Annotated in this window: 25 protein-coding genes; 13 read left to right on the plus strand and 12 right to left on the minus strand. The window is 45.8% G+C overall.

All coding sequences use genetic code 11. From position 1 onward, the window contains the following. Nucleotide 1: 1 nt before the first annotated feature. Entirely contained in the window at nucleotides 2–952 is a 951-nt protein-coding gene (locus tag EFE42_RS05595; protein ID WP_199724091.1) for an NOG1 family protein, read from the minus strand. Nucleotides 953–1,069: 117 nt separating this feature from the next. Here EFE42_RS05595 and EFE42_RS05600 point away from each other — a divergent pair, with 117 nt between their 5' ends. Beyond that, nucleotides 1,070–1,945, plus strand: coding sequence for a CBS domain-containing protein (locus tag EFE42_RS05600; protein ID WP_123136314.1), 876 nt, complete (start codon nucleotides 1,070–1,072; stop codon nucleotides 1,943–1,945). 4 nt (nucleotides 1,946–1,949) lie between these two features. Here EFE42_RS05600 and EFE42_RS05605 read toward each other — a convergent pair whose 3' ends face one another. Further along, a complete protein-coding gene (locus EFE42_RS05605) occupies nucleotides 1,950–2,243 on the minus strand; it encodes a phosphoribosyl-ATP diphosphatase (protein ID WP_013038310.1) in 294 nt (97 codons plus the stop codon). Between the two features lie 155 nt (nucleotides 2,244–2,398). On the opposite strand from EFE42_RS05605, the gene EFE42_RS05610 reads away from it, so the two are divergent. Then, entirely contained in the window at nucleotides 2,399–2,803 is a 405-nt protein-coding gene (locus EFE42_RS05610; RefSeq protein ID WP_123136397.1) for a CBS domain-containing protein, read from the plus strand. A gap of 121 nt (nucleotides 2,804–2,924) precedes the next feature. Here EFE42_RS05610 and EFE42_RS05615 read toward each other — a convergent pair whose 3' ends face one another. From EFE42_RS05615 to EFE42_RS05625, 3 genes are read right to left on the minus strand one after another with little or no spacing between them, the layout of a single operon-like run. Continuing rightward, nucleotides 2,925–4,211, minus strand: a complete 1,287-nt coding sequence (locus EFE42_RS05615) for a 3-isopropylmalate dehydratase large subunit (protein ID WP_233564735.1) — start codon at nucleotides 4,209–4,211, stop codon at nucleotides 2,925–2,927. Between the two features lie 51 nt (nucleotides 4,212–4,262). After that, nucleotides 4,263–4,898, minus strand: coding sequence for a YkgJ family cysteine cluster protein (locus tag EFE42_RS05620; RefSeq protein WP_123136315.1), 636 nt, complete (start codon nucleotides 4,896–4,898; stop codon nucleotides 4,263–4,265). 7 nt (nucleotides 4,899–4,905) lie between these two features. Then, complete coding sequence (locus EFE42_RS05625; RefSeq protein WP_123136316.1) at nucleotides 4,906–6,315, minus strand: DHH family phosphoesterase; 1,410 nt, start codon at nucleotides 6,313–6,315, stop codon at nucleotides 4,906–4,908. Between the two features lie 188 nt (nucleotides 6,316–6,503). Between EFE42_RS05625 and EFE42_RS05630 the strand changes: the two genes are divergently transcribed. From EFE42_RS05630 to EFE42_RS05660, 7 genes are all read left to right on the plus strand, one after another. Then, nucleotides 6,504–7,970 carry an NAD(P)H-hydrate dehydratase gene (locus EFE42_RS05630; protein WP_123136317.1) on the plus strand — a complete coding sequence of 489 codons (1,467 nt, stop codon included), beginning with the start codon at nucleotides 6,504–6,506 and terminating at the stop codon, nucleotides 7,968–7,970. Nucleotides 7,971–7,981: 11 nt separating this feature from the next. Next, nucleotides 7,982–8,167 carry a hypothetical protein gene (locus tag EFE42_RS05635; RefSeq protein WP_123136318.1) on the plus strand — a complete coding sequence of 62 codons (186 nt, stop codon included), beginning with the start codon at nucleotides 7,982–7,984 and terminating at the stop codon, nucleotides 8,165–8,167. A 13-nt stretch (nucleotides 8,168–8,180) separates the two neighbouring features. Further along, nucleotides 8,181–8,648 carry a cyclic pyranopterin monophosphate synthase MoaC gene (moaC, locus tag EFE42_RS05640; protein WP_123136319.1) on the plus strand — a complete coding sequence of 156 codons (468 nt, stop codon included), beginning with the start codon at nucleotides 8,181–8,183 and terminating at the stop codon, nucleotides 8,646–8,648. Between the two features lie 62 nt (nucleotides 8,649–8,710). After that, nucleotides 8,711–9,559, plus strand: coding sequence for a ribose-phosphate diphosphokinase (locus EFE42_RS05645; RefSeq protein WP_123136320.1), 849 nt, complete (start codon nucleotides 8,711–8,713; stop codon nucleotides 9,557–9,559). Nucleotides 9,560–9,586: 27 nt separating this feature from the next. Then, nucleotides 9,587–9,967, plus strand: a complete 381-nt coding sequence (locus EFE42_RS05650) for a hypothetical protein (RefSeq protein ID WP_123136321.1) — start codon at nucleotides 9,587–9,589, stop codon at nucleotides 9,965–9,967. Then, nucleotides 9,939–10,619, plus strand: a complete 681-nt coding sequence (locus EFE42_RS05655) for an endonuclease III domain-containing protein (protein WP_233564736.1) — start codon at nucleotides 9,939–9,941, stop codon at nucleotides 10,617–10,619. The genes EFE42_RS05650 and EFE42_RS05655 overlap by 29 nt, the downstream gene beginning before the upstream one ends. Next, nucleotides 10,597–11,388: a C15orf41 family protein gene (locus EFE42_RS05660; RefSeq protein WP_123136322.1), complete on the plus strand. Its 792-nt coding sequence runs from the start codon at nucleotides 10,597–10,599 to the stop codon at nucleotides 11,386–11,388. The genes EFE42_RS05655 and EFE42_RS05660 overlap by 23 nt, the downstream gene beginning before the upstream one ends. Here EFE42_RS05660 and EFE42_RS05665 read toward each other — a convergent pair. From EFE42_RS05665 to EFE42_RS05675, 3 genes are read right to left on the minus strand one after another with little or no spacing between them, the layout of a single operon-like run. Continuing rightward, nucleotides 11,372–11,608, minus strand: coding sequence for a hypothetical protein (locus tag EFE42_RS05665; protein WP_123136323.1), 237 nt, complete (start codon nucleotides 11,606–11,608; stop codon nucleotides 11,372–11,374). The two genes, EFE42_RS05660 and EFE42_RS05665, sit on opposite strands and share 17 nt — an antisense overlap. Before the next feature lie 51 nt (nucleotides 11,609–11,659). After that, on the minus strand, nucleotides 11,660–13,633 hold the full coding sequence (gene feoB, locus EFE42_RS05670) for a ferrous iron transport protein B (protein ID WP_370448665.1): 1,974 nt from the start codon (nucleotides 13,631–13,633) through the stop codon (nucleotides 11,660–11,662). Continuing rightward, nucleotides 13,617–14,306, minus strand: coding sequence for a metal-dependent transcriptional regulator (locus EFE42_RS05675; protein WP_123136324.1), 690 nt, complete (start codon nucleotides 14,304–14,306; stop codon nucleotides 13,617–13,619). Before EFE42_RS05675 ends, feoB begins: the two co-directional genes overlap by 17 nt. A 165-nt stretch (nucleotides 14,307–14,471) precedes the next feature. On the opposite strand from EFE42_RS05675, the gene EFE42_RS05680 reads away from it, so the two are divergent. Together EFE42_RS05680 and EFE42_RS05685 are read left to right on the plus strand one after the other, a co-directional pair. Beyond that, complete coding sequence (locus tag EFE42_RS05680; protein WP_123136325.1) at nucleotides 14,472–15,422, plus strand: deoxyhypusine synthase family protein; 951 nt, start codon at nucleotides 14,472–14,474, stop codon at nucleotides 15,420–15,422. Nucleotides 15,423–15,435: 13 nt separating this feature from the next. Continuing rightward, nucleotides 15,436–16,479, plus strand: coding sequence for a decarboxylase (locus EFE42_RS05685; protein WP_123136326.1), 1,044 nt, complete (start codon nucleotides 15,436–15,438; stop codon nucleotides 16,477–16,479). A 1-nt stretch (nucleotide 16,480) separates the two neighbouring features. On the opposite strand, the gene EFE42_RS05690 is transcribed toward EFE42_RS05685, so the two are convergent. Further along, complete coding sequence (locus tag EFE42_RS05690; protein ID WP_123136327.1) at nucleotides 16,481–17,023, minus strand: pyruvoyl-dependent arginine decarboxylase; 543 nt, start codon at nucleotides 17,021–17,023, stop codon at nucleotides 16,481–16,483. Nucleotides 17,024–17,149: 126 nt separating this feature from the next. Between EFE42_RS05690 and lysS the strand changes: the two genes are divergently transcribed. Further along, a complete protein-coding gene (lysS, locus tag EFE42_RS05695) occupies nucleotides 17,150–18,733 on the plus strand; it encodes a lysine--tRNA ligase (RefSeq protein WP_123136328.1) in 1,584 nt (527 codons plus the stop codon). Nucleotide 18,734: 1 nt separating this feature from the next. Then, nucleotides 18,735–19,385, plus strand: coding sequence for a class I SAM-dependent methyltransferase (locus EFE42_RS05700; protein ID WP_123136329.1), 651 nt, complete (start codon nucleotides 18,735–18,737; stop codon nucleotides 19,383–19,385). On the opposite strand, the gene EFE42_RS05705 is transcribed toward EFE42_RS05700, so the two are convergent. From EFE42_RS05705 to EFE42_RS05715, 3 genes are all read right to left on the minus strand, one after another. Next, complete coding sequence (locus EFE42_RS05705) at nucleotides 19,344–19,592, minus strand: pro-sigmaK processing inhibitor BofA family protein (RefSeq protein ID WP_072361505.1); 249 nt, start codon at nucleotides 19,590–19,592, stop codon at nucleotides 19,344–19,346. The genes EFE42_RS05700 and EFE42_RS05705 overlap by 42 nt on opposite strands. 76 nt (nucleotides 19,593–19,668) lie before the next feature. After that, complete coding sequence (locus tag EFE42_RS05710) at nucleotides 19,669–20,106, minus strand: nucleoside 2-deoxyribosyltransferase (RefSeq protein ID WP_123136330.1); 438 nt, start codon at nucleotides 20,104–20,106, stop codon at nucleotides 19,669–19,671. Beyond that, the gene (locus EFE42_RS05715; RefSeq protein WP_148039255.1) at nucleotides 20,103–22,499 is read right to left on the minus strand and encodes a DUF3656 domain-containing protein; all 2,397 of its coding nucleotides are present in this window, start codon (nucleotides 22,497–22,499) and stop codon (nucleotides 20,103–20,105) included. Before EFE42_RS05715 ends, EFE42_RS05710 begins: the two co-directional genes overlap by 4 nt. Nucleotides 22,500–22,551: the final 52 nt, after the last annotated feature.

Below are 22,551 nucleotides of genomic sequence, written 5' to 3' on the forward strand. Positions count from 1 at the left end.
ATCATTCTTCCAGGCGCTCGAGTAACAATGAAAGCGCCTCGTCTATTCCTTCACCGGAGAGAGTAGACATTTCAATATCCACTTTAACCGTGTTGTTTTCACAAAGGTCCAGTTTATTTGCAGCGACCAGCACAGGCAATCCAAAATTATCCCGTACATCATCAAGCAATTTTACCTGCTGGGATATTTCATAGCCACACGTTTCGCTGGGATCAAGGATAAAAATTACCACTGCATCAAGATATTTCAGAGCAGTAATAGCCTGCATCTCCACTTCGTTGCGATCCGACATCGGGCGATCGAGCAGACCGGGAGTATCGATTACCTGATAACGGTTATATCCGCGCATAAAGTGACCGATCGTAACACCCTTGGTTGTAAAGGGGTATGAAGCAACCTCTGGTCTTGCATCGGTGACAGCAGCCACAAAACTCGACTTGCCCACATTAGGATAACCTGCCACCACGATGGTGGGTTCTTCCCTCACATCCGGCAGTTTACGGAGCTTGTTGCGGGCTTCGTTCAGATACAAAAGATCCTTCTTGATGGATGAAATAACGGAAGCCATCCTGCCAAACGCTTCTTTTCTCACCTGTGGTGATGAAGGGGTACCCCTCATTTTCTGGACATATTCCCGGGAAAGGTCATGGATTTTATAAGAGGCCCAGTCAAGCCTGGACAGGGATTGCCTCATCCTGTCAACATCCACAAGTATCTGTGCCAGTTCATAATAAAAAGGTGGTATGGTTTCAAAACTGGGGAATCTCCTCACAATGTTGGAGAGATTATCTGTCAGGATATTGCCTGCAGTAAGTACCATTGATTCATCTGCTTTCAGAGCAGCCTCCCTACCTCCTCTCTCCTTACCTGCATTTGCACGACTGGCCCGCCTGAAAGCCTTGTCCACAAGTTCATCTTCTGTAGGTACTGTACTAATCTTCTCAAATATCATGATACGATTACCTTCCGATTGCGACAAACACAAGTAAGATATATAGTCTTTATTCTGCAAAAACACTATTTATAAATACAGCTTTTGATTATTTCTTACTATAAAACGGTGGTCATCATGGAACTTACTCCAATCCAGAAAGAAATACTAATTGCATTGATAAATTTACAGCGCCAGAAAGATTCGGCCGTTAAAGGGGAAGAGATCGCCTATCTGATTGACCGCAATCCAGGGACAGTCCGCAACCAGATGCAGTCCCTGAAAATGCTGGGACTTGTAGAAGGAGTCCCCGGTCCCAAGGGAGGATACCGTGCAACGGGTACCGCCTATGAAGCCCTTTGTGTCACATCCATGGAACATGAAGCAAATGTGCCCATTTATCGTAACGGGGAACTTGTACAGGGAGCTACAGCTGCGGAGATCATATTCACAACAGTCAGGCATCCAGACCTTTGCAATGGCAGGATCAAAGTAATAGGCAATGTCCGCAGTTTCCTCGAAGGAGACCAGGTACAGGTCGGCCCAACCCCTGTAAACAGGCTGACAGTTCGCGGGGAAATCGTAGGCAGGGATGATACCGAAAATTCCCTTCTATTCTCAATAAACGAAATGGTTTCACTACCCAAAAAATCCGTCAAACATTACATAACTCACCAGCCAATTTATGTAAGTGTTAATTCAACCATCCAGGAAGCTGCCAGAATACTGGTAAGCAACAATATACATGGTGCGCCCGTGGAAGATAACGGCAAGATGGTCGGGATTGTGACATTCACAGATATAGGAGAAGCTCTTGCGAGCGGAAAAATGACCCTCAAAGTTAAAGATATTATGACAAAGGACCTTATCACCATTAACGGGAATTCTTCCCTCAGTGATGCAGTCCAGATGTTCAACAAGCACGATATCGGAAGACTTGTGGTGACACTCAGCGACGAGCCGGCAGGACTGTTATCAAAAACCGATGTACTGCACGAACTTGCCGTTTACTAAATTATCAGTGACGTCTGCCTTTCATCTCAGCAGATATCTCATCCAGGGTAATGTTGTTGGCTGAAAGCATAACCAGCATGTGGAAAAATAAATCGCAGGATTCCTCAATGATCCTGTCTTTTTGTCCATTTTTTGCGGCAAGGATTACTTCTGTGGATTCTTCGCCTATCTTTTCCAGAATCTTATCCATTCCTTTATTGTGCTTCAAAAGAGAGCATACATAAGAACCTTCAACTGCGTTTTCTTTGCGATCTTCTATAACATCATATACATCTTCTAGAACTGAAATTGAACTCATTGGTAATCACTCCCTGAAGAAAGGAATACAGGTTTTCCAAAGGATATATGATTTTATATGATTTTCCCTTCTTCAATGACCAATGCCTATATATGCCTGCAAAAAATAAATTAAATGAGGAAGAGGTAAATGATACCTTTCCAAGGAGTCGGAAAATGATAGGGGAAAATATGCAGGTAAAAGATGCAATGAGCAGAGGAGTGGTTACAGTGCCAATGGATGCAACCGCAGCAGAGGTAGCAGAAACAATGGCAAATCGTGATGTTTCTGCTGTTGTAGCAGTTGACGAAAATGGTGAAACCTTTGGATTTGTTTCCGAAATGGATATTCTCTCCAGACTCGGAGACAAAAACTGGGAAATTGCCTCAATAGAAGATTTGATGGCATCATCTGTTGAAACCGTGAATCCTAGTACGAAACTAAAGGATGCGGCAAAGCAGATGGCTGAAAAGCACATACATCGCCTGATAGTAATGTCAGAGGATCAAGTTGGTGCATCATACAGGCCAATCGGGATACTGAGTCCGGTAGATGTAATAAAATATCTTGTCCAAAAATAAATAGGATGACGTTGGAAGAAAAACCAATATGATGGGATACCTTTAAGCTTTTCAGCCAACGTCTTGTCATTCAATTAACATCGATAAATATATTTTTTGTGGTCTCCCGTCTACTGCTTACTTATATTTTTCTGGGATCGGTAATTTCACCTGTCAGTGCAGCAGCTGCAGCTGTCGCAGGGGAGCCCAGATAAACAAAGGATTCAGCGCTTCCTTCCCTGCCACGGAAATTCCTGTTGGAGGTTGCCAGACCGACTTCACCGTCACCCAGAAGGCCAAACGAGCCCCCCATGCACGGCCCACAACATGCAGATTCCACAATGGCACCGGCTTCCATGAACTGTTCTATATAGCCGGCCCTGAGGGCTTTCATGTATTCAGTCCTTGAAGCAGGGATAACCAGCAGCCTGACACCCTCTGCAACGGGTTCATCACCCATCATATTGGCAACAATTTCAAGATCCTCGAACCTGCCGTTGGTACAGGAACCCACAAATACCTGATCCACTTTTGTTCCTTCTACTTCTGAAACGGGCTTTACATTGTCAACATTATGAGGACAGGCAAGTTGTGGTTCCAGGTTCGATACATCGTAGTGACGGACGTCCAGATAGTCTGCACCGTCATCAGAAGTCCAATAGGGATCAAGTTTATAGTCAGGAATCCTTTCCTGCAGGTATTTTTCGGTAACAATATCCGGTTCAATGATACCTGCCTTTCCTCCCATCTCTATGGCCATGTTGGACATGGTCATCCTTTCAGAGATAGAAAGGGAATGTACTGTAGAGCCTGCATATTCCGCAGCCATGTATCTTGCACCTTCAACACCCACATCTCCTATCAGGTGAAGGATGAGGTCCTTCGAATAAACCCTCTCGGGCAGTTTTCCTTCAACCTCAAAACGGATGGTCGGGGGAACGCGGAACCAGAGTTTGCCTGAAGCAAGTACCGCTGCCATATCCGTAGAGCCCACACCTGTGGAAAAAGCACCCAGGGAACCATAAGCACATGTATGTGAATCTGAACCCACTACAAGGTCACCGGGTTTCACATGTCCCTTTTCGGGCACCACCTGATGGCAGACCCCTTCATAAACGTCATAATTGAGAATATTCTGTTCCTGTGCAAACTCACGTAGCATAATGTGATTCTTTGCTGCATGGAGAGAATCAGCCGGAACCTGATGATCAAACAGGATTACAATCTTGCTGGGATCCCACACTTTTTTCTCTTCCTTGCCTTCCATGATTTTATAGAAACCATCAACAGCCAGTGGACCGGTGATGTCATGGGTCATTGCAAGGTCAATATTTGCAAGGACGAATTCCCCGGCTTTGACTTCCTTGCCCGAGGCACGGGAAAATATCTTTTCTGAAATAGTCATTGGATGAGAGTCATTGGCAGACATGATAACCAGCAAAAATAATGTGTGATATAATAAATAAACCAATCGATAGAATCATTTGTCATCGAGTATCCATTTACCCCTGCTATCATGTACAATCAACTTATAATCAGAAGCAGATTGGGAAGCCAGAAATAATGGACCCTCCTTAAAATGCCTGTATGTCATAATGGTATCCCGAAGTTCAATAATATAGCGTTGTAACACTTCATTTGCAAGCCTGTGTGCATGATAAAACGGCAAAATCCTGCCCTGACCAACGCATTCAGAAATTTCCAGTTTGCCTTCTGCGATATAGAAAGGATAGGTCCTGCAGAGAAGGGGCCTGAATGGATATATGGTACATCCGGCCTCACTCAAGAAAACACACTCTCCGTTTGTTTTCCTTTTAAGCCTCCAGCCGAATGTATGTACATTGCCCTCAGTATCTGCCAGAAACATATCCTCTTCTGCTACCGTCGGTTCAATCGCATTTATATTGCCGCTTTTTTTCAAATTATCAATATCAAAATAGGTCAGCAGTACGCTGTTATCTCCTGTGGAAAACTTGCAGCATCTACCACATCCACTGCATCTGAAACCGGTACGGACTATTTCCACGGCAAGATCATGAAGGGATATGGAAATAGACTCCAATAACTGTTTTTCCAAATCCTTTAAAATAAGTGAACGATATTCTTTTTCTTTCATTCAGATCTTATTCATCTACTTCCTCTACCCCGACGGCCTTGAGGAATTTCTTAACGACTGCCTCATCCACAAGTTTTAGTAAAGTCTGACGGTCTTTTATGTCACTGAAAACACCCAGAGCAATCTGTGCACCTGCAGCTGTGGAGTGGCCACCGGCAGAGCCCTCACCAAAGGCCTTTTTCAGTATGGCACCCAGATTGACACGGATATCATTGCTGCGTCCTGAGACATAGATAACTTCATCACTTACACCAAAAACTATTGTGGTAAATATACCCTCAAGATTGAGTAAATAATCGGCTGCCTGAGGAAGGGTATCCCTGTCCCGGATGTTTCCCACATTGGAAAGCAGGTAGCTACCAAAGACCTGCCGATTCTTGATAGCCTGGCCGAGTACATCGAGGGTTTCGATAGACATTGACGGTCTTTCAAGCTGATCCAGAACTTCATGGTCGGCCATCGGATAAAGAAAAGAAGCAGCTGAAAGATCATTGGGATCGGTGTTGCGTTTAAAATCCAGCGTATCGGTACGAATGCCATACAGCAGAGCTGTGGCGATTTCACTGCTGATATCTATATTCAATTCCTGCAGGTACTTGGTCATTATAGTAGCCGAAGCCCCCACATTGGGGCGAACATCAATAAAATCAGCATCTATTTCAGCATCACCCACAGGATGGTGGTCTATTACCACACCAATATGTGTTCCTTCTGGAAGCATATTGTTTGACCCTGGCACCGCACAATCGACAAGGACAATCTCATCAAATTCAGATATATCCCGACCTTCCATATGCTCAAGATTGATACCCAGCAGGTTTACAAATGCCTTGTTCTCCTGATGGCCTATTTCACCATTATAGAGAATCGTGGGATGCAGGCCATAATTTTCGGCCATGAGTTTAAGGGCCAGGGCACCTGCTATAGCATCAGGATCCGGGTTGTCATGAACCACTACAGCAAGGGTTTTACCAGTATTTTTGCTGAACCACTGGGAAAGCTGGTTCCCGATTCGCACAGATTCAGCACGTTCAAGGGACCTTGTAAGGGATTTTGATACTATCCGGGATGGCATGAACACAAAATCCGCACCGATTTCTTCCATTTCCTGCAGATTAATTACATCTGATGCCCTTGCAACACAGTATAAAGAAGGACGGAAATGTTTTTTCACATTCCTGAGAGCCTGTTTATTGGCCTCGTTGTCTGAACTGACAATCAATACACCGGAGAGTTTTTTAGTCTGAAGGCCACGTAGAGTTTCAATCTCAGAAATATCACCCACTATCGCCTCATAGGCTTCCTCACGCAGAGTTTCAACTTTTTGTGGGTCCTTATCTACTATGATAAGGTCTTTTCCTAATTCCCTCAATGCCTTTGCTGTGGCAAAACCAATACTCCCACTTCCGAGTATCAGATAGGTAGGTTTAAAACGTGTCCTTTCAGGTTCATTTTCTTTTGGTGTGGCGGGAATGAGAATATACCTCCCTGTAGAAGATGGAATATCCCAAACTATTAAGACATTTTCGTTTCAAAATGGTGAATAAAAGGTAAAACAGCAGAAATTTCATTAACTCAGAAGAATAATAAATAACAGGGGAAAGAATGCAATCAATTACACCTAACAGAATGAAAGCCATAGACACAAACTGCACACATCTGGGATTGAAAGGAATACAGCTTATGGAAAATGCAGGAGCTGCAATTGCACGTAAAGTGTTATCCCTGGATGTTCACAACAATGTATTGATCGTAGCAGGAAGGGGAAATAATGGCGGCGATGCATTTGTTGCCGCCCGTCATTTAAGTTATTATGATAATATTAGAGTAAGGGTGATCCTGGCGGGGAAAGCAAGCGGCATAAGAACAAAGGACGCATTGGAAAATTTCAATTTATTGAAACATTGTGGTATAAAGGGCCTGGCTGAAATTACGGATTCCACACAATCCGATGTTTTCCAATGGTTCAAAGAAGCGGATGTCATTGTAGATGGTCTGCTTGGCACGGGCATCCGGGGGCATGTCAGGGAACCTGAATCTACATTGATAGATGCCATAAATACCGGCAACTCCTATGTGGTTGCAGTAGACTCCCCCTCAGGTCTCGATCCTGCTACTGGAGAGAGGGAGAATACTGTCATGGCAGATACAACCCTGACATTCCACAGAATGAAAACCGGACTCGAAAACCAGGGTGAATTTACAGGAGATGTCGAAGTTGTCAATATCGGTGTTTGCAGGGACGCAGAAGATGCTGTAAACAGGGGGGACCTGGAACCTCTGCTCAAACGTCGTATTGATTCACATAAAGGACAGTCCGGCAGGGTACTTATTATCGGGGGAGGGGGATATTCCGGAGCGCCGGCCCTTTCAGCAATGGCTGCCCTGCGCAGCGGTGCAGACATCGTGACCGTTGCCTGCCCTGCAAATGTGTCAGATACAATTGCCTCATTTTCCCCCAATCTCATTGTCAGAAAATTATCCTCCGACATCCTGCAGACAAACGATATTGAAATCTTAAAAGACCTTATTCATGCACACGATGTGGTGGTTATTGGAATGGGAGTGGGTAATGAAGAAACAATAAGACAGACAATACACCAAATCCTTCCCCTCTGCAAAAAAGTTGTTGTGGACGCAGATGCTCTTAATGAATTACAACTACCCTCTCCAGAAAATTGTGAAATGATACTGACCCCCCATCCAGGGGAATTCGCTAAACTCACAGGAAAGGAAGTTGGAAAAGAATTGCTTGCAAGAGCCAAAATGTTACAGGATTTTTCCCAAGAAAACAAAGTTGTAACCATCCTAAAGGGAAAAACCGATATAATTTCTGACGGCAGATACATAAGACAAAACAATAGCGGAAATGCCGGCATGTCCGTTGGCGGTACAGGAGATGTACTCGCGGGAATAGTGGGTGCCCTGTTCTGTCGCACGGATGCATTTAATGCCGCTTGCTGTGGGGCATTTGTTAATGGGGAGGCAGGAGATGTGGCTTTTGCAAAAGAGGGGCATGGATTACTGGCAACCGATGTGATCGAACATATTACAGACATTATGAGACAATAAAAGGTGATTAAATGACACATACAAAAGACAGGAATGTTGTAGTGGATATTGAAAGGAACAGACTGAGAGTTATAATCAGCCACGGGGAAGACGAGGAAATTATCAAATTAAGTGTTAGTGAAGCCCGGACACTGCACCAAGCCCTCGGGGAAAAACTTGAGGATTATGAGCAGCGCCAGAACCTCAGAATAGACTAAACGGGGCGAATCCGTGAGAGAATTCACTCACATCAAAGATGGCCATGTCCATATGGTCGACGTATCCGAAAAAAGCGAGGTCAAACGCACTGCTCTTGCCCGGGGTAGTATATTCCTTTGTGAAGAAACTATTGGAGAAATCCAAAAGGGAGATGTCGAGAAGGGCAATGTACTGGCCACCGCCCGTATTGCCGCCATAATGGCTGTCAAAAAGACTCCGGAACTTATTCCGATGTGCCACCAGATCCCGATAACCGGTATAGACATGGATTTTGAGATATGCAAAGACAGGATTACTGTTGACCTATCCGTCAAATCCAGAGGCCAGACCGGGGTGGAAATGGAGGCAATTACAGGCGTAAGCTGTGCCCTCCTTGCAATATGGGACATGGTCAAGGCACTTGAGAAGGATGAAGCCGGAAACTATCCCCATACCCGGATCACTGATATTGAGGTAATCCGTAAAGTGAAAGAAAGCTGATACCCAATTCTTATAAGTCACCAATACATTCATAGCCATTATCAAAAAAGCGAGGGAATGATGTGAAAATAATAGCCGGACCAGCTTCCCAATTGCTTGCCTCTAAAGTGGCACAGCAACTCAATACGCCTCCCACAATATGTGATTATAAAAGATTCCCTGACGGGGAACTGTATACCCGCATCCGGGATGACAGTATCGATGATGTTACTATCATACAGAGTACGCCTACAGATGGCGATTATATAGCCCTGCTGCAATTAATAGATGCTTGTGAGGAAGCACCGACCATCAACGTGGTGATACCCTATATGGGATATGCCAGACAGGACAAAGTCTTCAACCAGGGAGAACCCGTCAGTGCGCGCGCAATTGCCAGAACCATAAACGCCGACAGGGTATTCACGGTAAACATACATGAGAAAAGCATACTTGAACATTTCAATGCCGATTCCTTTGACCTTGACGCTTCACACTTAATCGGAAATCATATACGTTCTATGAACCTGACAGATCCGCTAATAATCTCCCCGGATGCCGGTGCCCTCGAAATTGCAAAAAGTGCATCTGCAGATATAGGCATTCCCTATGAGCAACTTGAAAAAACAAGGCACAGCGGAGAAAGTGTAACGATTGCTGAAAAAGAGATTGATGTGAGCGGAAGGGATCTGATACTACTGGACGACATGATTGCAACCGGTGGTACCATGGCAGAATCCATCCGGATGCTCAAAGAGCAAGGTGCTGCAGACATATATGTTGCCTGTATACACCCGGTACTTGCACGCAATGCTGTGGTGCGTCTTTACAATGCTGGTGTCAAGGAGATTATATCCACTGATACCCTTGAAAAACCACAGAGCAGCATCTCGGTAGCCCCCCTGATAGCCGATACCCTTAAAAGCCTCTAATATTCACCTATATGAGGAGTGTTATGAATGTCTTTACCGGAAATATGTCCCCTCGATGGGACGCAGGTGTGCAAGAAAAGAAAGTGTCACCTCTACCATGTGGATTGGCGTACCGGTGATGAAAACTGTTCCGTTGGGTATAATCAGACCACAAAAATGAGAAAGAGTTCCGAATCTGTAGTGGATGAATATGCTCAACGTGTGAAGGAAAAACTAAAGAACAGGACAGAACCACCGGTAGATTCCAGAGAACCCACAGAGGAAATCCCACACCCAAAGGGCGACAAGGCTCCCACGAAAGAAAAAACCAGTGAGATATCCACAGAAGGAAAAAGGAAAAGTATAGACAAAGCAATGGAACTTGACCTTCCAGATGATTATGAAGAAGAGTTCTGGTCCGACAGATAAAGCAGAAAATATGCATGCAGAGATGCTGCAATCTGTTTATAACATACTCATACGGGAATTTGGTTCACAGCATTGGTGGCCTGCTGAGACCCCTTTTGAAGTTATCGTGGGAGCAATACTTACACAGCAGACAAAATGGACTAATGTGGAAAAAGCTATCGATAACCTCAAACAGAAAAATATGCTTGAGGCCGACAAACTGGCAGGGATGGATCTGCAGGAACTTGAAGAAGATGTAAAATGTACCGGATTTTACAGGCAAAAGGCCAGCAGATTACAGGGAATATCCAGCTATTTTGATCATCACGGAGAAGAAGTACTTTTCTCCCTTCCAGCAGAAAAACTACGCAGGCGTTTACTTGAATTAAAGGGTATCGGACCTGAAACCGCAGATAGCATCCTGTTATATGCTGCCGGAAAACCCTGTTTTGTAATTGATGCATATACAACCAGAATAATGCGATGCATAGGAGTTGAGGGTAATTACCACCAGCTGCAGGAAATGTTTGTGAAAAATATTCCAGATGATGTAGAAATGTATAAGGAATACCACGCCCTGATAGTGGAGTATGCGAAAAATTACTGTGTAACCAGGCAGTGCGACAAATGTCTCCTGCAGGGGAACAAGGATGGACAAAACAGAATACAATGAGATACACCGAAGCGTCAGGGAGGCTTCAGACTTCGAAAAACTGGCCCTGGATTACTGCCAGCCCGTAGGCGTAGTCGCTTCCATCCTGCACCAGAAAATTATCGATCATGTAAAGAAAAATTACTATATTATCCAGAATAAAAGTGCTTTACTGCTCAAAAAATGGAAAAGAGGCAGCAGTATAATTCAACTTTCAGAAGAATACAAATTCCCTCCTGCACTTATAGCCACAACACTGCTAAAAGAGTTGGGCATGTCCAAGAAATATGTATTCAACCACCTCGATGAAATAGAAGACAGCCGGCTGGCAGCTGAAATAAAGGAAGCCCTTGAAACAGATCTCTATTTTTCACCTGAAGCCCACTCTTTCCAGGCCAGGAAAGGAATATTAGGGGAAATGATCGTAGCCAGGTGGCTTGAATACAGAAATATCGAATATCTGACAGAAGAAGAATTGAGAAAGCAAAGTGCAGAAAAGACACCTGATTTTCTCCTTCCAAGTCCTGTTGAGATCCGGGGCCAACAGGTAAACTGGGTCGAAAGCAAAGCCGTATTTGGTAACGAGGCCGAACACCAGGCCTATCTCAAAAAGCAGTATTCCCGCTATGAAGAATTGTACGGCAGTGGAATGGTGATCTACTGGTACGGTTACGTGGACGGAATCAGCCTGGAAGGCCATATAATAAGTGACTACAGGATAGATGATGAGTTTGATCCTGACATCCTGCGAGATATAGTAGAATTACTCAATCTCACGCCTGACTGGTAAAATTACATTCCTTCATGGCTCTCAGTGGCAAATCGGTGACTGTATCACTAAAATCTTCTTTTAATAAAACACCTTCCTCTACGAGACTGGCATGTGTGCCCATGGTTTCGAGCAATGAATCCACCTCTTCTCCTACAGGTTCTCTCATATTGTTCATTTCAAAAATATCTTGTAAAACAGATATTGCATTTCTTTTGCGGGAATCAGTGATGCGTGTCATTAAGGTTAACACCGTTGATTGTTTTTAAAAATCTGTCGATTTTTACCTGTTTTACAGGAGCATTCCAATCTGGTAGATTACTGCACCCACTGTGAATGCAAGGAGTATCGTAAATGTGGAAATCATAACAGTATCCCTTGTGCCCAGCTCATGTCTCAGTATTGCAATGGTTGCAACACATGGAATATATATTGTTGTAATTACAGCAAACACATACATCTGCAGAGGCGTCAATACCATTGCAAAATTAGAAGTACCAGCAAGCACCGCCAGAATCTCAAGCGCCATTTCTTTGCGCAGGATACCGAATACAAGTGCTGTAGCAGCAAAAGCAGGCAGACCCAGAATCCCTACAGATATAGGAGATACGGCATTCTCAAAAATATCCAGAATGCCCAGAGTATCCAGCCCACCCAGTAATGCACTCCCCACTATCAGTAGAGGGAAAGCGATATAGACAAACTCACGTATCCTAAGCCAGGTTTTTTTAAGAATGGATACAACGTCAGGATGTCTCAACGGACCCATTTCCATAATAAAACCGGTCCGCTCCCCGGGAAGACCCCTGCCCAGTATCCAGCCGGTAATGAAAATTATGAAAATCTCCAGCACATAGATTGATACCGCAGCCCAATAACCTACAAAGGTACCTACAAGTCCCAGAATAATAACAGTCCTTGCAGAACAGGGGATAAGGGATATGAGAACCGAAGCGATACGCCTCTCCCTCAATGTATTCAATGCACGGGTAGCCATGATTGCCGGTACATTACAACCCAGCCCCAGTATCAGAGGAATCACTGCCCTGCCATGCAAACCCATCCTGTGAGTGAGATTATCCAGAAGAAAGGCTGCACGGGTCAGGTATCCCGAATCCTCGAAAATGGAGAGGATAATATAAAAAATCCCTATGTAGGGAATTGCAATGGCAAACCCGGCCTCTATGCCCATCAGGGAGTAAAGAATTACATTGCGCACAAGAGGGTTGCTTGTTGCAAGCTCCGTTTCAACCGGAGCTATCAGGTAGGTTTCGAAAAGATGGACGATTCCCTCTTCCAGGAATCCTCCAACCCTGAAAACCAGAAGGAAAGTAAGTAAAAGGGCTGCTGCAAGACCCACGACACCCACATATTCAGATGTGAGCATATCATCAATACGATGTTTTAGAGAAGTGTCCTTTTCTACAATTGACTGGACCGAGTCTGTAATCTGGCCGGCTTCCCCATAGAGGTCCCTTGCCAGGGTATCTGAAATAGCCATATTGTGGGCATCTTCGATCTCTGAAGCCATTTCTGAAGCCTTTGATAAAAGCAGGTCTGCCTCATGGGGTCTGCAGCACATGCGTACAAAATCAGTGTCATTTTCAAGAGCTCGCAATCTTATTACAGAGGCAGTATCCGGAAAATCCGCACCAAGATCCTTGATAGCGTTAGTTATATGATGATCATAATGAACACGGATTCGCCCTGCTGTTGAAAGGGATGGATCAACTGCTTCTTTCAGGACCTCATCAAGCCCGATTCCCTTGGTAGCAACAGTAGGTACAACCGGCACACCCAGAATCCGGGACAATTGGACAGCATCAATATCAATTCCCATTTCCCTAGCGGCATCCAGCTGATTGAGGGCAATTACCACAGGTACACCGAGTTCCAGTATCTGGAGGGTAAGATACAGGTTACGTTCCAGTCTTGTTGCATCCACCACATTTACGATCACATCGGGATATTCACGCAGCAGGTATTCCTTTGAGACCCGTTCATCCTCTGTGGAAGTACCCAGTGAATAAATACCCGGCAAATCCACAATATCTATTTTCTTCTGGCCAACCTTTACAGTCCCGCGTGTCATTTCCACAGTGGTTCCCGGATAATTGGAAACCATGACACCCACACCGGTGACCCTGGAAAAAAAAGCACTTTTACCTACACTGGGATTGCCAACAAAGGCAATTGTCATGTCATGATCGCCGTCATGCATGCGTTTTTCGGCTGCCCCGCAGCAAGAATCAGGAATGACTACCACGTCTCCGCTGTCTGTGGTCGTTTTCTGCAGGTTTTACAAAGATTTTTTCCGCCACTTCATTTCCCAGGGCTATTTCCGTACCCTTGGTGATTATAGAAATGCATCCCTGTTTCTGTTTTCTTTTGATTTCAATATCCTCACCTGCAACCATCCCCAGGGACGTAAGCCTATCCTTGGTCTCTTTTGGCAGGGCAACCATTACCACTTTTCCTTTAGCCTTTTCATTCATTTCTATAAGAGAAATATAATGATCCCTGCTCAAACTACATTTAGAAAGCAGAGTGGTTTCAGAAATATCACAGAGACCTTTTTCTGCCAGGTAAGAGCACATTCTTTCAAGTACAACATCTGACATGACATGTTCGAGCGCACAGGCTTCCTGGTCCGCTACTTCTTCATTTATATCAAGTACCCTGATGAAAAAGTTCCTGAGCACCAGATGTTTTCGCTGGAGATTGTTGGCCTGCATAATTCCGGATTCGGTCAATTCAACCCCGCGATAAGGAGCATGAGTCACAAGGCCTTCATCCGAGAGGCGCTGTATCATTTCAGTAACTGTTGCAGGAGCGATTTCAAGTTCCTTTGCTATATCCTTGTTCTTGGCCGGGGAACTGGTGCGGTTGATCAAACCCTGTATGGTTTCCAGATATTCTTCGGTTCTCTCGATATGCATGAATGATCCACTCCTGGAGGAAAATTAGAATACATATTATATTAGGTTATGCGAAAGTGAAGTAGAGAATCTATAAATATATATTTAACCCCCCGTACACAAATGCCGAACAACTTTTTAAGTGAATAAGGACATGAATTGTTTCCTAAAAAGTCGTGATATACAATGGTTCAGGTAAAGGATCTCCACTGGAAAAAAGACATGAGGGTATCAGAACTCGTTAATTCCTATGAGAATGTAGGTTTTCAGAGTGTAGAACTGCATCGGGCATCCGAAGTAATAGTCAAGATGAAAAAGGATTCAGCAAAGGTATTCCTTACATTTACCTCTAACATGGTTACTTCCGGGTTGAGAGGATTTTTTGCTCAGCTCATTGAATTGGGAATTGCAGATGTACTTGTTACAACAGTCGGGGGCCTTGAAGAAGATATAATGAAGGCTACAGGGGAAGTTTTTTCCATCGGCAATTTCAATACCGACGATGTGGAACTCCATGAGAGAGGAATTAACAGAGTCGGGAACCTCCTGATCCAGAATCAAAGTTACATGAATTTCGAGGATATGATCATGGATATTCTCAGGAAACTCTACGCAAAACAAAAACGATGGTCTGTATCAGAGATGCTGCGGGAAATCGGCCTGCTTTTGGATGACCAAAACTCAATCCTGTACCAGGCAGCAAAGCATGATGTGCCTGTTTTCTGTCCCGCCATAACCGATGGTGCCTTCGGATTTCACCTGTATCTTTTCCAGCAGGAAAACCCGGATTTCATAGTTGATGTCGTGAAAGATTTCGGCAACATTCTCCTTACCACCAGTTATGATGACAGGAAGGGAGTAATCGCCCTGGGTGGTTCAATATCCAAACACCATGCAATACTGGCTACATTGCTCAACGGAGGGGCGGAATACGCTATATACATGACCACGGCCCACCGCACTTCCGGCAGCATGTCCGGTGCCAATACAAGTGAAGCAAAATCCTGGGGCAAGGTAAAGGATGAAAGTGATATTGCCACAGTTATCGGTGATGTCAGCATAACCTTCCCTATGGCTATGACTCGGGCACTGGATGAACTGTACGAAGAAGGATTACTGAATATAGAAAATAAATAAAGAGATTTATAAAATGACTGTCCCTGAACCCAAATTTATTCTTTCAAAAAATGTGATTATGCAGCAGTACAGTCTGGTGGAAGATATTGCTGACATTGTCTCATATAGTTCCAAGACGAACCCAAAAATCACTCCCGTACTTGAAGATATGACGAATTGTCTTTTCAGTGTCCATATGGAGAACGAACTGAAACATATACGAGACCTATCCCGGGCGGTATTTCTGGCACAGGGGTGGAGCAGTGCCCAGGCAAAGGACCTCTACGACATGGGCATCCGGAATTTCATCCTGGACAATGAGCACGACCTGGACGTCCTGCTTGAAACCCTTAAGGACACAAACCACAAGGTCAACCTTATGCTCAGGCTCAAACTGAGGGAAAATTCCATCCGTACCGAACGCTATTTTGTCTTTGGTATGCCTTCTGCGACCATAAACCGGCGCATTGGCGAACTGGTGGACAGCCCTAATGTCGGTAAACTCGGCATACATTTCCACAGGAAGACCCAGAACGTGAGCGAATGGAAACTGCAGCGGGATATCGAAGATGTAATCAGTCCTGAAACACTGGACGCCATAGATATTCTCAATATCGGGGGAGGTTTGCCTTCAGTTTATGCCAACAGCAATGCCGATGTCATCGGAGGCATTTTCAAAAGAATTACAAATTTCAGGAAATGGTTGCATGACAGGGATATATCCCTCATGGTTGAACCCGGAAGATTTATCGCCGCGCCTGCCGGCAAACTGGTAACCCGTGTGATGGCGGTGTATGAGGATAATATTATCGTGAATGCTTCCGTATACAACAGTGATATGGATGCAATCCTGGTACCTGTAAAACTGCGTGTGGAGAATGAGGTCAGCAGCAATGAAGGAGAAGCCTATGTGATCAAGGGATGTACGCCCTGTTCAATGGATTTGTTCAGGTACCGTGTTTATCTCGAGAAAAGACCTCAAATTGGCGATCCGATTACGTTCATAAACTCCGGAGCCTATAATTTCAGGTCAGATTTCTGCGATCTGGAAGAAATCACCACAGAACTTACTGATTGACTTACTCCACAAATACCATAGCAGCCACAACGGTTGTCCAGAGGCCGCTCCTGTCGCCTTTGGCGGTCTGGCAGAAATGAGAAGTATTAATAATATGGCCACTGGCACGATAGAGCTGTTCCCTTTCCTGCCAGGCAGAATCTGCATCAAACTCAATACCCAGAGTGGTTGCGAGCATTGTGGCAGCAATATCCTCTGCATACATCCCTGCGGTATCCTCATCTTCCCCGAAGGAATGGTGTTCTGAAATGTATCCGTAATTATCCTCATTCACAGGTACCGCCGTTCCTACTGCCGAAGCTATCAGACGATGGGCCTCATTGGTCTGATTGCGAGCAAGTACGGAATAGACGATCTCCCCTGGACTGAGATATTCAAGACCCTCCTCCTTTGGAATAATCCTGCAACCGGGGGGGAGGATACTGGAAACACTCACAAGATTATATTTTTCAATACCCGCATCCCTTAAAGCAAGTTCAAAGGAAGCCAGTTTATCCCGATGGACACCTGTTCCCTTTGTGAGGAACGCCCTGGAAGGAATCATGGCTGTCCGATAGAGCCTGATTGATAAATAAATTTCGATACCTACAGATATTGATTTAAAACATGACACCTTTAGAAAGGCACATAATCATAGAAATTTTGAATAAAATCATTATCGGTGAACATAATGGCAGAAATTACACACTGGGCAGATGTTGTTGCTGAAGAAACCCTTGAAAGGGGAAACACACACCTCGTCGCCACCGGTATCACCCCCTCCGGCCATATCCATGTCGGGAACATGCGGGAGGTTGTGACAGCCGATGCCGCATATCGCGCATTACTGGACAAGGATGCAAACGCAGAACTGATCTACATTGCAGACACCTACGATCCTCTGAGAAAGGTCTATCCTTTTTTGGATGAGAGTTATGAGGAACATGTGGGCAAACCTCTCTCCGAGATCCCATGTCCCTGTGGGGAATGCAAGAATTATGCAGACCATTTCCTGCAGCCTTTCCTGGATTCTCTGCACCGGCTGGGAATCAAACCTGAAGTATATCTGGCAGATGAACTGTACAAATCCGCCAGGTATAACGAAGCCATTAAAACTGCCCTGAAAAAGAGGGATGAGATTGCAGCAATCCTGAAAGAGGTTTCCGGAAAGGAACCTACTGATGACTGGAATCCCTTCAACCCGATCTGCATGGAGTGTGGAAAGATCAATACCACAAAGGTTACGGGTTTCGATGAAAAGGAAGAGACCGTGGATTATACATGCTCCTGCGGCCACAGCGGCACTGTATCCATGCAGGGTGGCGGAAAACTTACCTGGCGTGTGGACTGGCCTGCTCGCTGGCAGATCCTCGGCGTGACTGTGGAACCTTTCGGCAAGGACCACGCCTCAAGGGGCGGTTCCTATGACACCGGCAAACGTATCGCCCGGGAAATTTTTGACTGCGAACCCCCACATCCCATCGTCTATGAATGGATCATGCTGGGCAAGGAAGGAGCAATGTCTTCTTCCACCGGCGTGGTCGTATCCATTGCGGACATGCTCAAGGTTGTACCCCCCGAGGTCCTGAGATATCTGATCATCCGAACCAAACCCGAAAAACACATCCGTTTTGACCCTGCACAGCCGCTGCTAACTCTTGTGGACCAGTATGAGAAACTCCATCATACAGGAGGCAACTCCGAATATGACAGGCGTGTAAAGGAACTTTCCCATGCAAGCAGCCTGTGCCATACGGACATCCCGTTCAAGCACATGACAACCATCCACCAGGTAGCTCACGGGGATTTTGACAGTATATTGAAAATCGTAGAGCGAGCGGGTTACGATACCAAAAATACGGAATGTATAAAGCAGCTCGCCGATAATGTGGGCAACTGGCTTGATATGTATGCACCTCCCTTCGCAAAATTCAGTGTTCAGGAAAAACTGCCCGAACTTGCAGCCACCCTTTCCGACAAACAACGAGCATTCCTGACAACCCTTGCCGATGCCCTGGAAGAAAGTGGAGAACTTGATGGTTCTGATTATCACAACCTTGTCTATTCCGCAAAGGAAGAAGAAGGCAGGCTGCACAGGGAGATGGAAAAAGTAATGGATGAGGAATTTACCATCGGCCCGAAGGATCTGTTCAAAGCCCTCTACATCTCCCTGCTGGGCCAGGCTTCCGGTCCGAAAGCCGGGTGGTTTTTGTCCTCACTGAAAAAGGAATTCCTGATCAGTCGATTCAGGGAAGCCGCCGCTTACAGGCCCTGATATGGCCTGTGAACACTTCAGCGCCTGGGATGAGGAGTACCGTCATGTCCGGTGGGCAGGACCTCTGGATATATCCTCCCTGCAGGAGGAACTTGAAGGAGGCGAACTTATTCTGGATGCCGGCTGCGGCCACGGCAGGTATGCCATCCCCCTCTCCAAGGAATATACAACGGCGGGATGTGATATCTCTCAGCGTGGCCTTTTGAGATTGCGGGAAAAGGCAGAATTGCCGGTATGCAGGGCAAGCATTACAGACCTTCCTTTCCCAGAGGCTTCTTTTGATGTGGTACTGTGCCAAGGAGTACTCCAGCACCTGTTTGAGGCGGAAAGAAAACAGGCCGCAGACCAGATGATGAATGTACTGAAACCGGGAGGGAAACTTATCTTCGAGGCTTTTGGCAGGGAGGACATGCGCTATGGAGGGGATGCCGTGGAGCAGCATACATTCCGACGCAAAAACGGAATCATCTACCACTATTTCACCATGGAAGAATTAGAGGGCCTTTTTAGCAAACTGGATATCACTAAAAAAGAAAACAGACTGAAAAAAAAGATATTCAGAGGCGAAGAATACATCCGCCATTCGATTTTCCTGGTAGCCCGCAAATCTTCAGAAGAAGATTCCCAGATGGTTGAGCAGGATAACCAGTAAGGCCCCGATGGGCCCTCCAATAGCACATGTCAGGATTACCACGGCCGAGTAAGCTATACCCAATCCGAAAACAATGTTCGCTCCCACGATTATAGCAAGGCCGAGAATGGTGTTTACTATGAGCCCTTTAACGGTCTTGAGAACCTTATAGATCATAAGGGCTACAATAATCGCTACAAGAACGAGAATTATTTCTGATCCTACCATACACGAAAATATGCAGCATAATTATATATTTGTTTCCGATGCAGGCCCTTAAAACCCCCACCTGCAGATTAGATCATTACGTCTGCAGATCTTCACCATTCACAAAGTCCAAAAACGACGGGATGAGGGCTTCGAGATCTTTTTCTTCACGGTAGGCATCCAGGAGGATCAGATGGTTGGTGTTTCCCAGCAGCATTGCAGAAACTGTTGAACCCTCACGGTAAACACATTGCACCGGAATACCGAGGTTCAGGGCAGAACATACCTCATATCCAACACCCGTGGAGGCAAGAGAGACCTCCGCAACCATGCAGTCACAGCCATCAAGCAGATGCATGTCCCTTTCAAAAATTTCGGCTTCAGACATACCTGCTTCATTTTCTTCAACGTGTGGGTCCGCCACATGCAGACTGGCCACATCGTGCCCTTGACTTTCTACAATCTGTACCATTTGCTGATAAACCGGGAGGTTTTGCCTGCCTCCCCTGATAGAACCTGACAGGAATACTTTCATAGTACACCCCGATAGAAGTGACCAGTGGTATATTTTTTGCCTGCACGCATTTTCTTTGTACCCGCCCTGCCATCCAGATACTGCCTGTACAGTCCAACCAGGCTGCCGATATCACCCGGTGATTCCCAGCGGGCTTCAATACGTATAGCAGAAACCCCTGTGGCAATCACATCCTCCAGATAATCAAGCATGCTCAATCCCCGGGAGTTAAGCAGGTGCATCCGGCAGTGTTCATCCGTTTTCAGGGGGAAAGAATAACCTTTCCTGTCGACCAGGACACTTGTCGCCTCGTGACAGGAATCCGAACATCCTGAAGTGTGCGAAAGGGGACAATATTCTGAGACCATTACCTCGAAGTTGCCTTCCACGATGCATTCCAGACCGATGCAACCATCAGCGATCTTACCGAGTTCATCCAGCGTCAGTTCTGCAGATGCAGTGACCCCCCGGGCCCCGAGATTTTTCAGGAATATACAGGAATGGTGGTTGAAAATATTCAGCGGGGTGTCAGTGACAAAAGGAATTTGCCTTTCCGATAATATCTTGACCATCCCCATGTTGGCCACAAGCAGCCCACTGCATTCCCGTGCTTCTTCCAGCAACCAGAAAAGATCTTTCATATCCCCGTTTTTAATGATTCGCGGGGTGGAAAGATAAAGAGATGTTCCGTAACTCTGGCATTGTTTCTTAACTATAGCAATTTCATCAACCGAAGGCATGTGCAATCCTGCGAAATATATCACATCTGCACCTGCAGCCACAGCAGCCTCCGCATCTTCAACCGAAGATACAGCCACACACAGCAACGGGTTTGTATTGGACGCAGCACTACTATCCACCGACTCAAGGGAAGGTTTGCTGCATTCCCGATAATATAGTTCGGTTCGTTTTTTTTGCAGAAGGTCCACGGCATCGTTGCGCAGATCATTCAGTACACCAACAGGAACAAAAATCCCTTCATCCATTTCTATAGATATAGAGGCAGGGTCAAAAACTGTATTTCCCAGTTTTGCCAGCTGTTTGCCCAACTGTTTTTCAGAGGCCGCTTTTCCTTTGGCCGCCTCGACAACATAGTCAGAATGCAGGGATACGGTATTGCAATCCCTATCATCCACTGACAGACTGAGAGGCAAATCCAATCGTGCCTCCAGACGCATACTGACCGGAATTTTACGTTGTGGTGCAGCAGAAGTATAGGTCTGTTGCAACTGTTTTATCTGGCAGCTGTCCAGAGTACGGTAAAGGACATCCCCTTCCCCCAGGCGTCCGGAGAAAGGGATCTCTATCGTATCCCCGCCCGAGACACTCTTTTCCTGCCTGCCTGTCCGATAGATCACACCTATCTTCTCACCGTCACCTGCTTGTGAAACAATCCCGTCGCCTACGGCCAGGTCTTCCTCAAGAAAAACTACAGCACGATCCATATACCTGCCAATTCCCACAACTGTCCCAATAGGAATGCCCTGATTACCCGGTGAGACGGTACCCATCATGTCCCGGGTACCTCCTTCAAGATAGGCTGAGGTGAACCCCCGGTTAAAGAGCTGTTCAAGATAACGTATCTCTGATTCGGCCACATGGAACTTTGTGGGGTCTGCAAAACAACGATCGATAAGCTTGCGATAGATGGAGACCACACCCCCCACATATTCGGGTCTTTTCATCCTGCCCTCTATCTTGAAAGAATCCACACCCGCTGCTACCAGCTCCGGAATCAGACGGGCTGCACACAGGTCTTTGGGACTTAAGAGGTAGCCTGCTGCAACAATTTCGCCGTCACAACTAAGCGAATACTGCCTGCGACAGGGTTGGGCGCAGTAGCCTCTATTGCCGCTCCTTCCCCCAATAATACTACTCATAAGACACTGCCCGGAATACGAGATACAGAGGGCTCCGTGCACGAAGACCTCAAGTTCCATATCCGTGTTATCATTCAGGTCAGCAATCTCTCCCAGACTCATCTCGCGGGAGAGGACCACACGCTTTACGCCATATTGTCCCAGCAATTTCACTGACTCAGTGTTGTGTACTGTCATCTGGGTACTGGCATGAACGGGCAGTTGGGTGAGGTGACTACGGCAGGCGGCAAGCAGGCCGATATCCTGTACGATGACAGCATCCACTCCCCTATTGCATAATTCAGCCAAAAAATCCATGGCCTGCGGGAATTCATTTTCTTTTATCAGGGTATTTACGGTCACATAGACCCTGACCCCGTAAAGATGGGCATAATCAATCGCTTCCCCGAGATTGTGATCCGGGAAATTGTCTGCATACCCCCGTGCACTGAAGGCCGAACCTCCGAAATAGACTGCATCAGCCCCGTTCTGGACCGCAGCCACCAGGGAATCATAGTCACCTGCAGGAGCAAGAAGTTCCGGTTTTTTGTTCATTGTCTGGTGTGCATATGGACGGGCGTTATATAAAAGCTGCCGGCTAAAAAAA

The sequence above is a fragment of the Methanohalophilus sp. RSK genome, assembly GCF_003722075.1.
Taxonomy (GTDB): Archaea; Halobacteriota; Methanosarcinia; order Methanosarcinales; family Methanosarcinaceae; genus Methanohalophilus.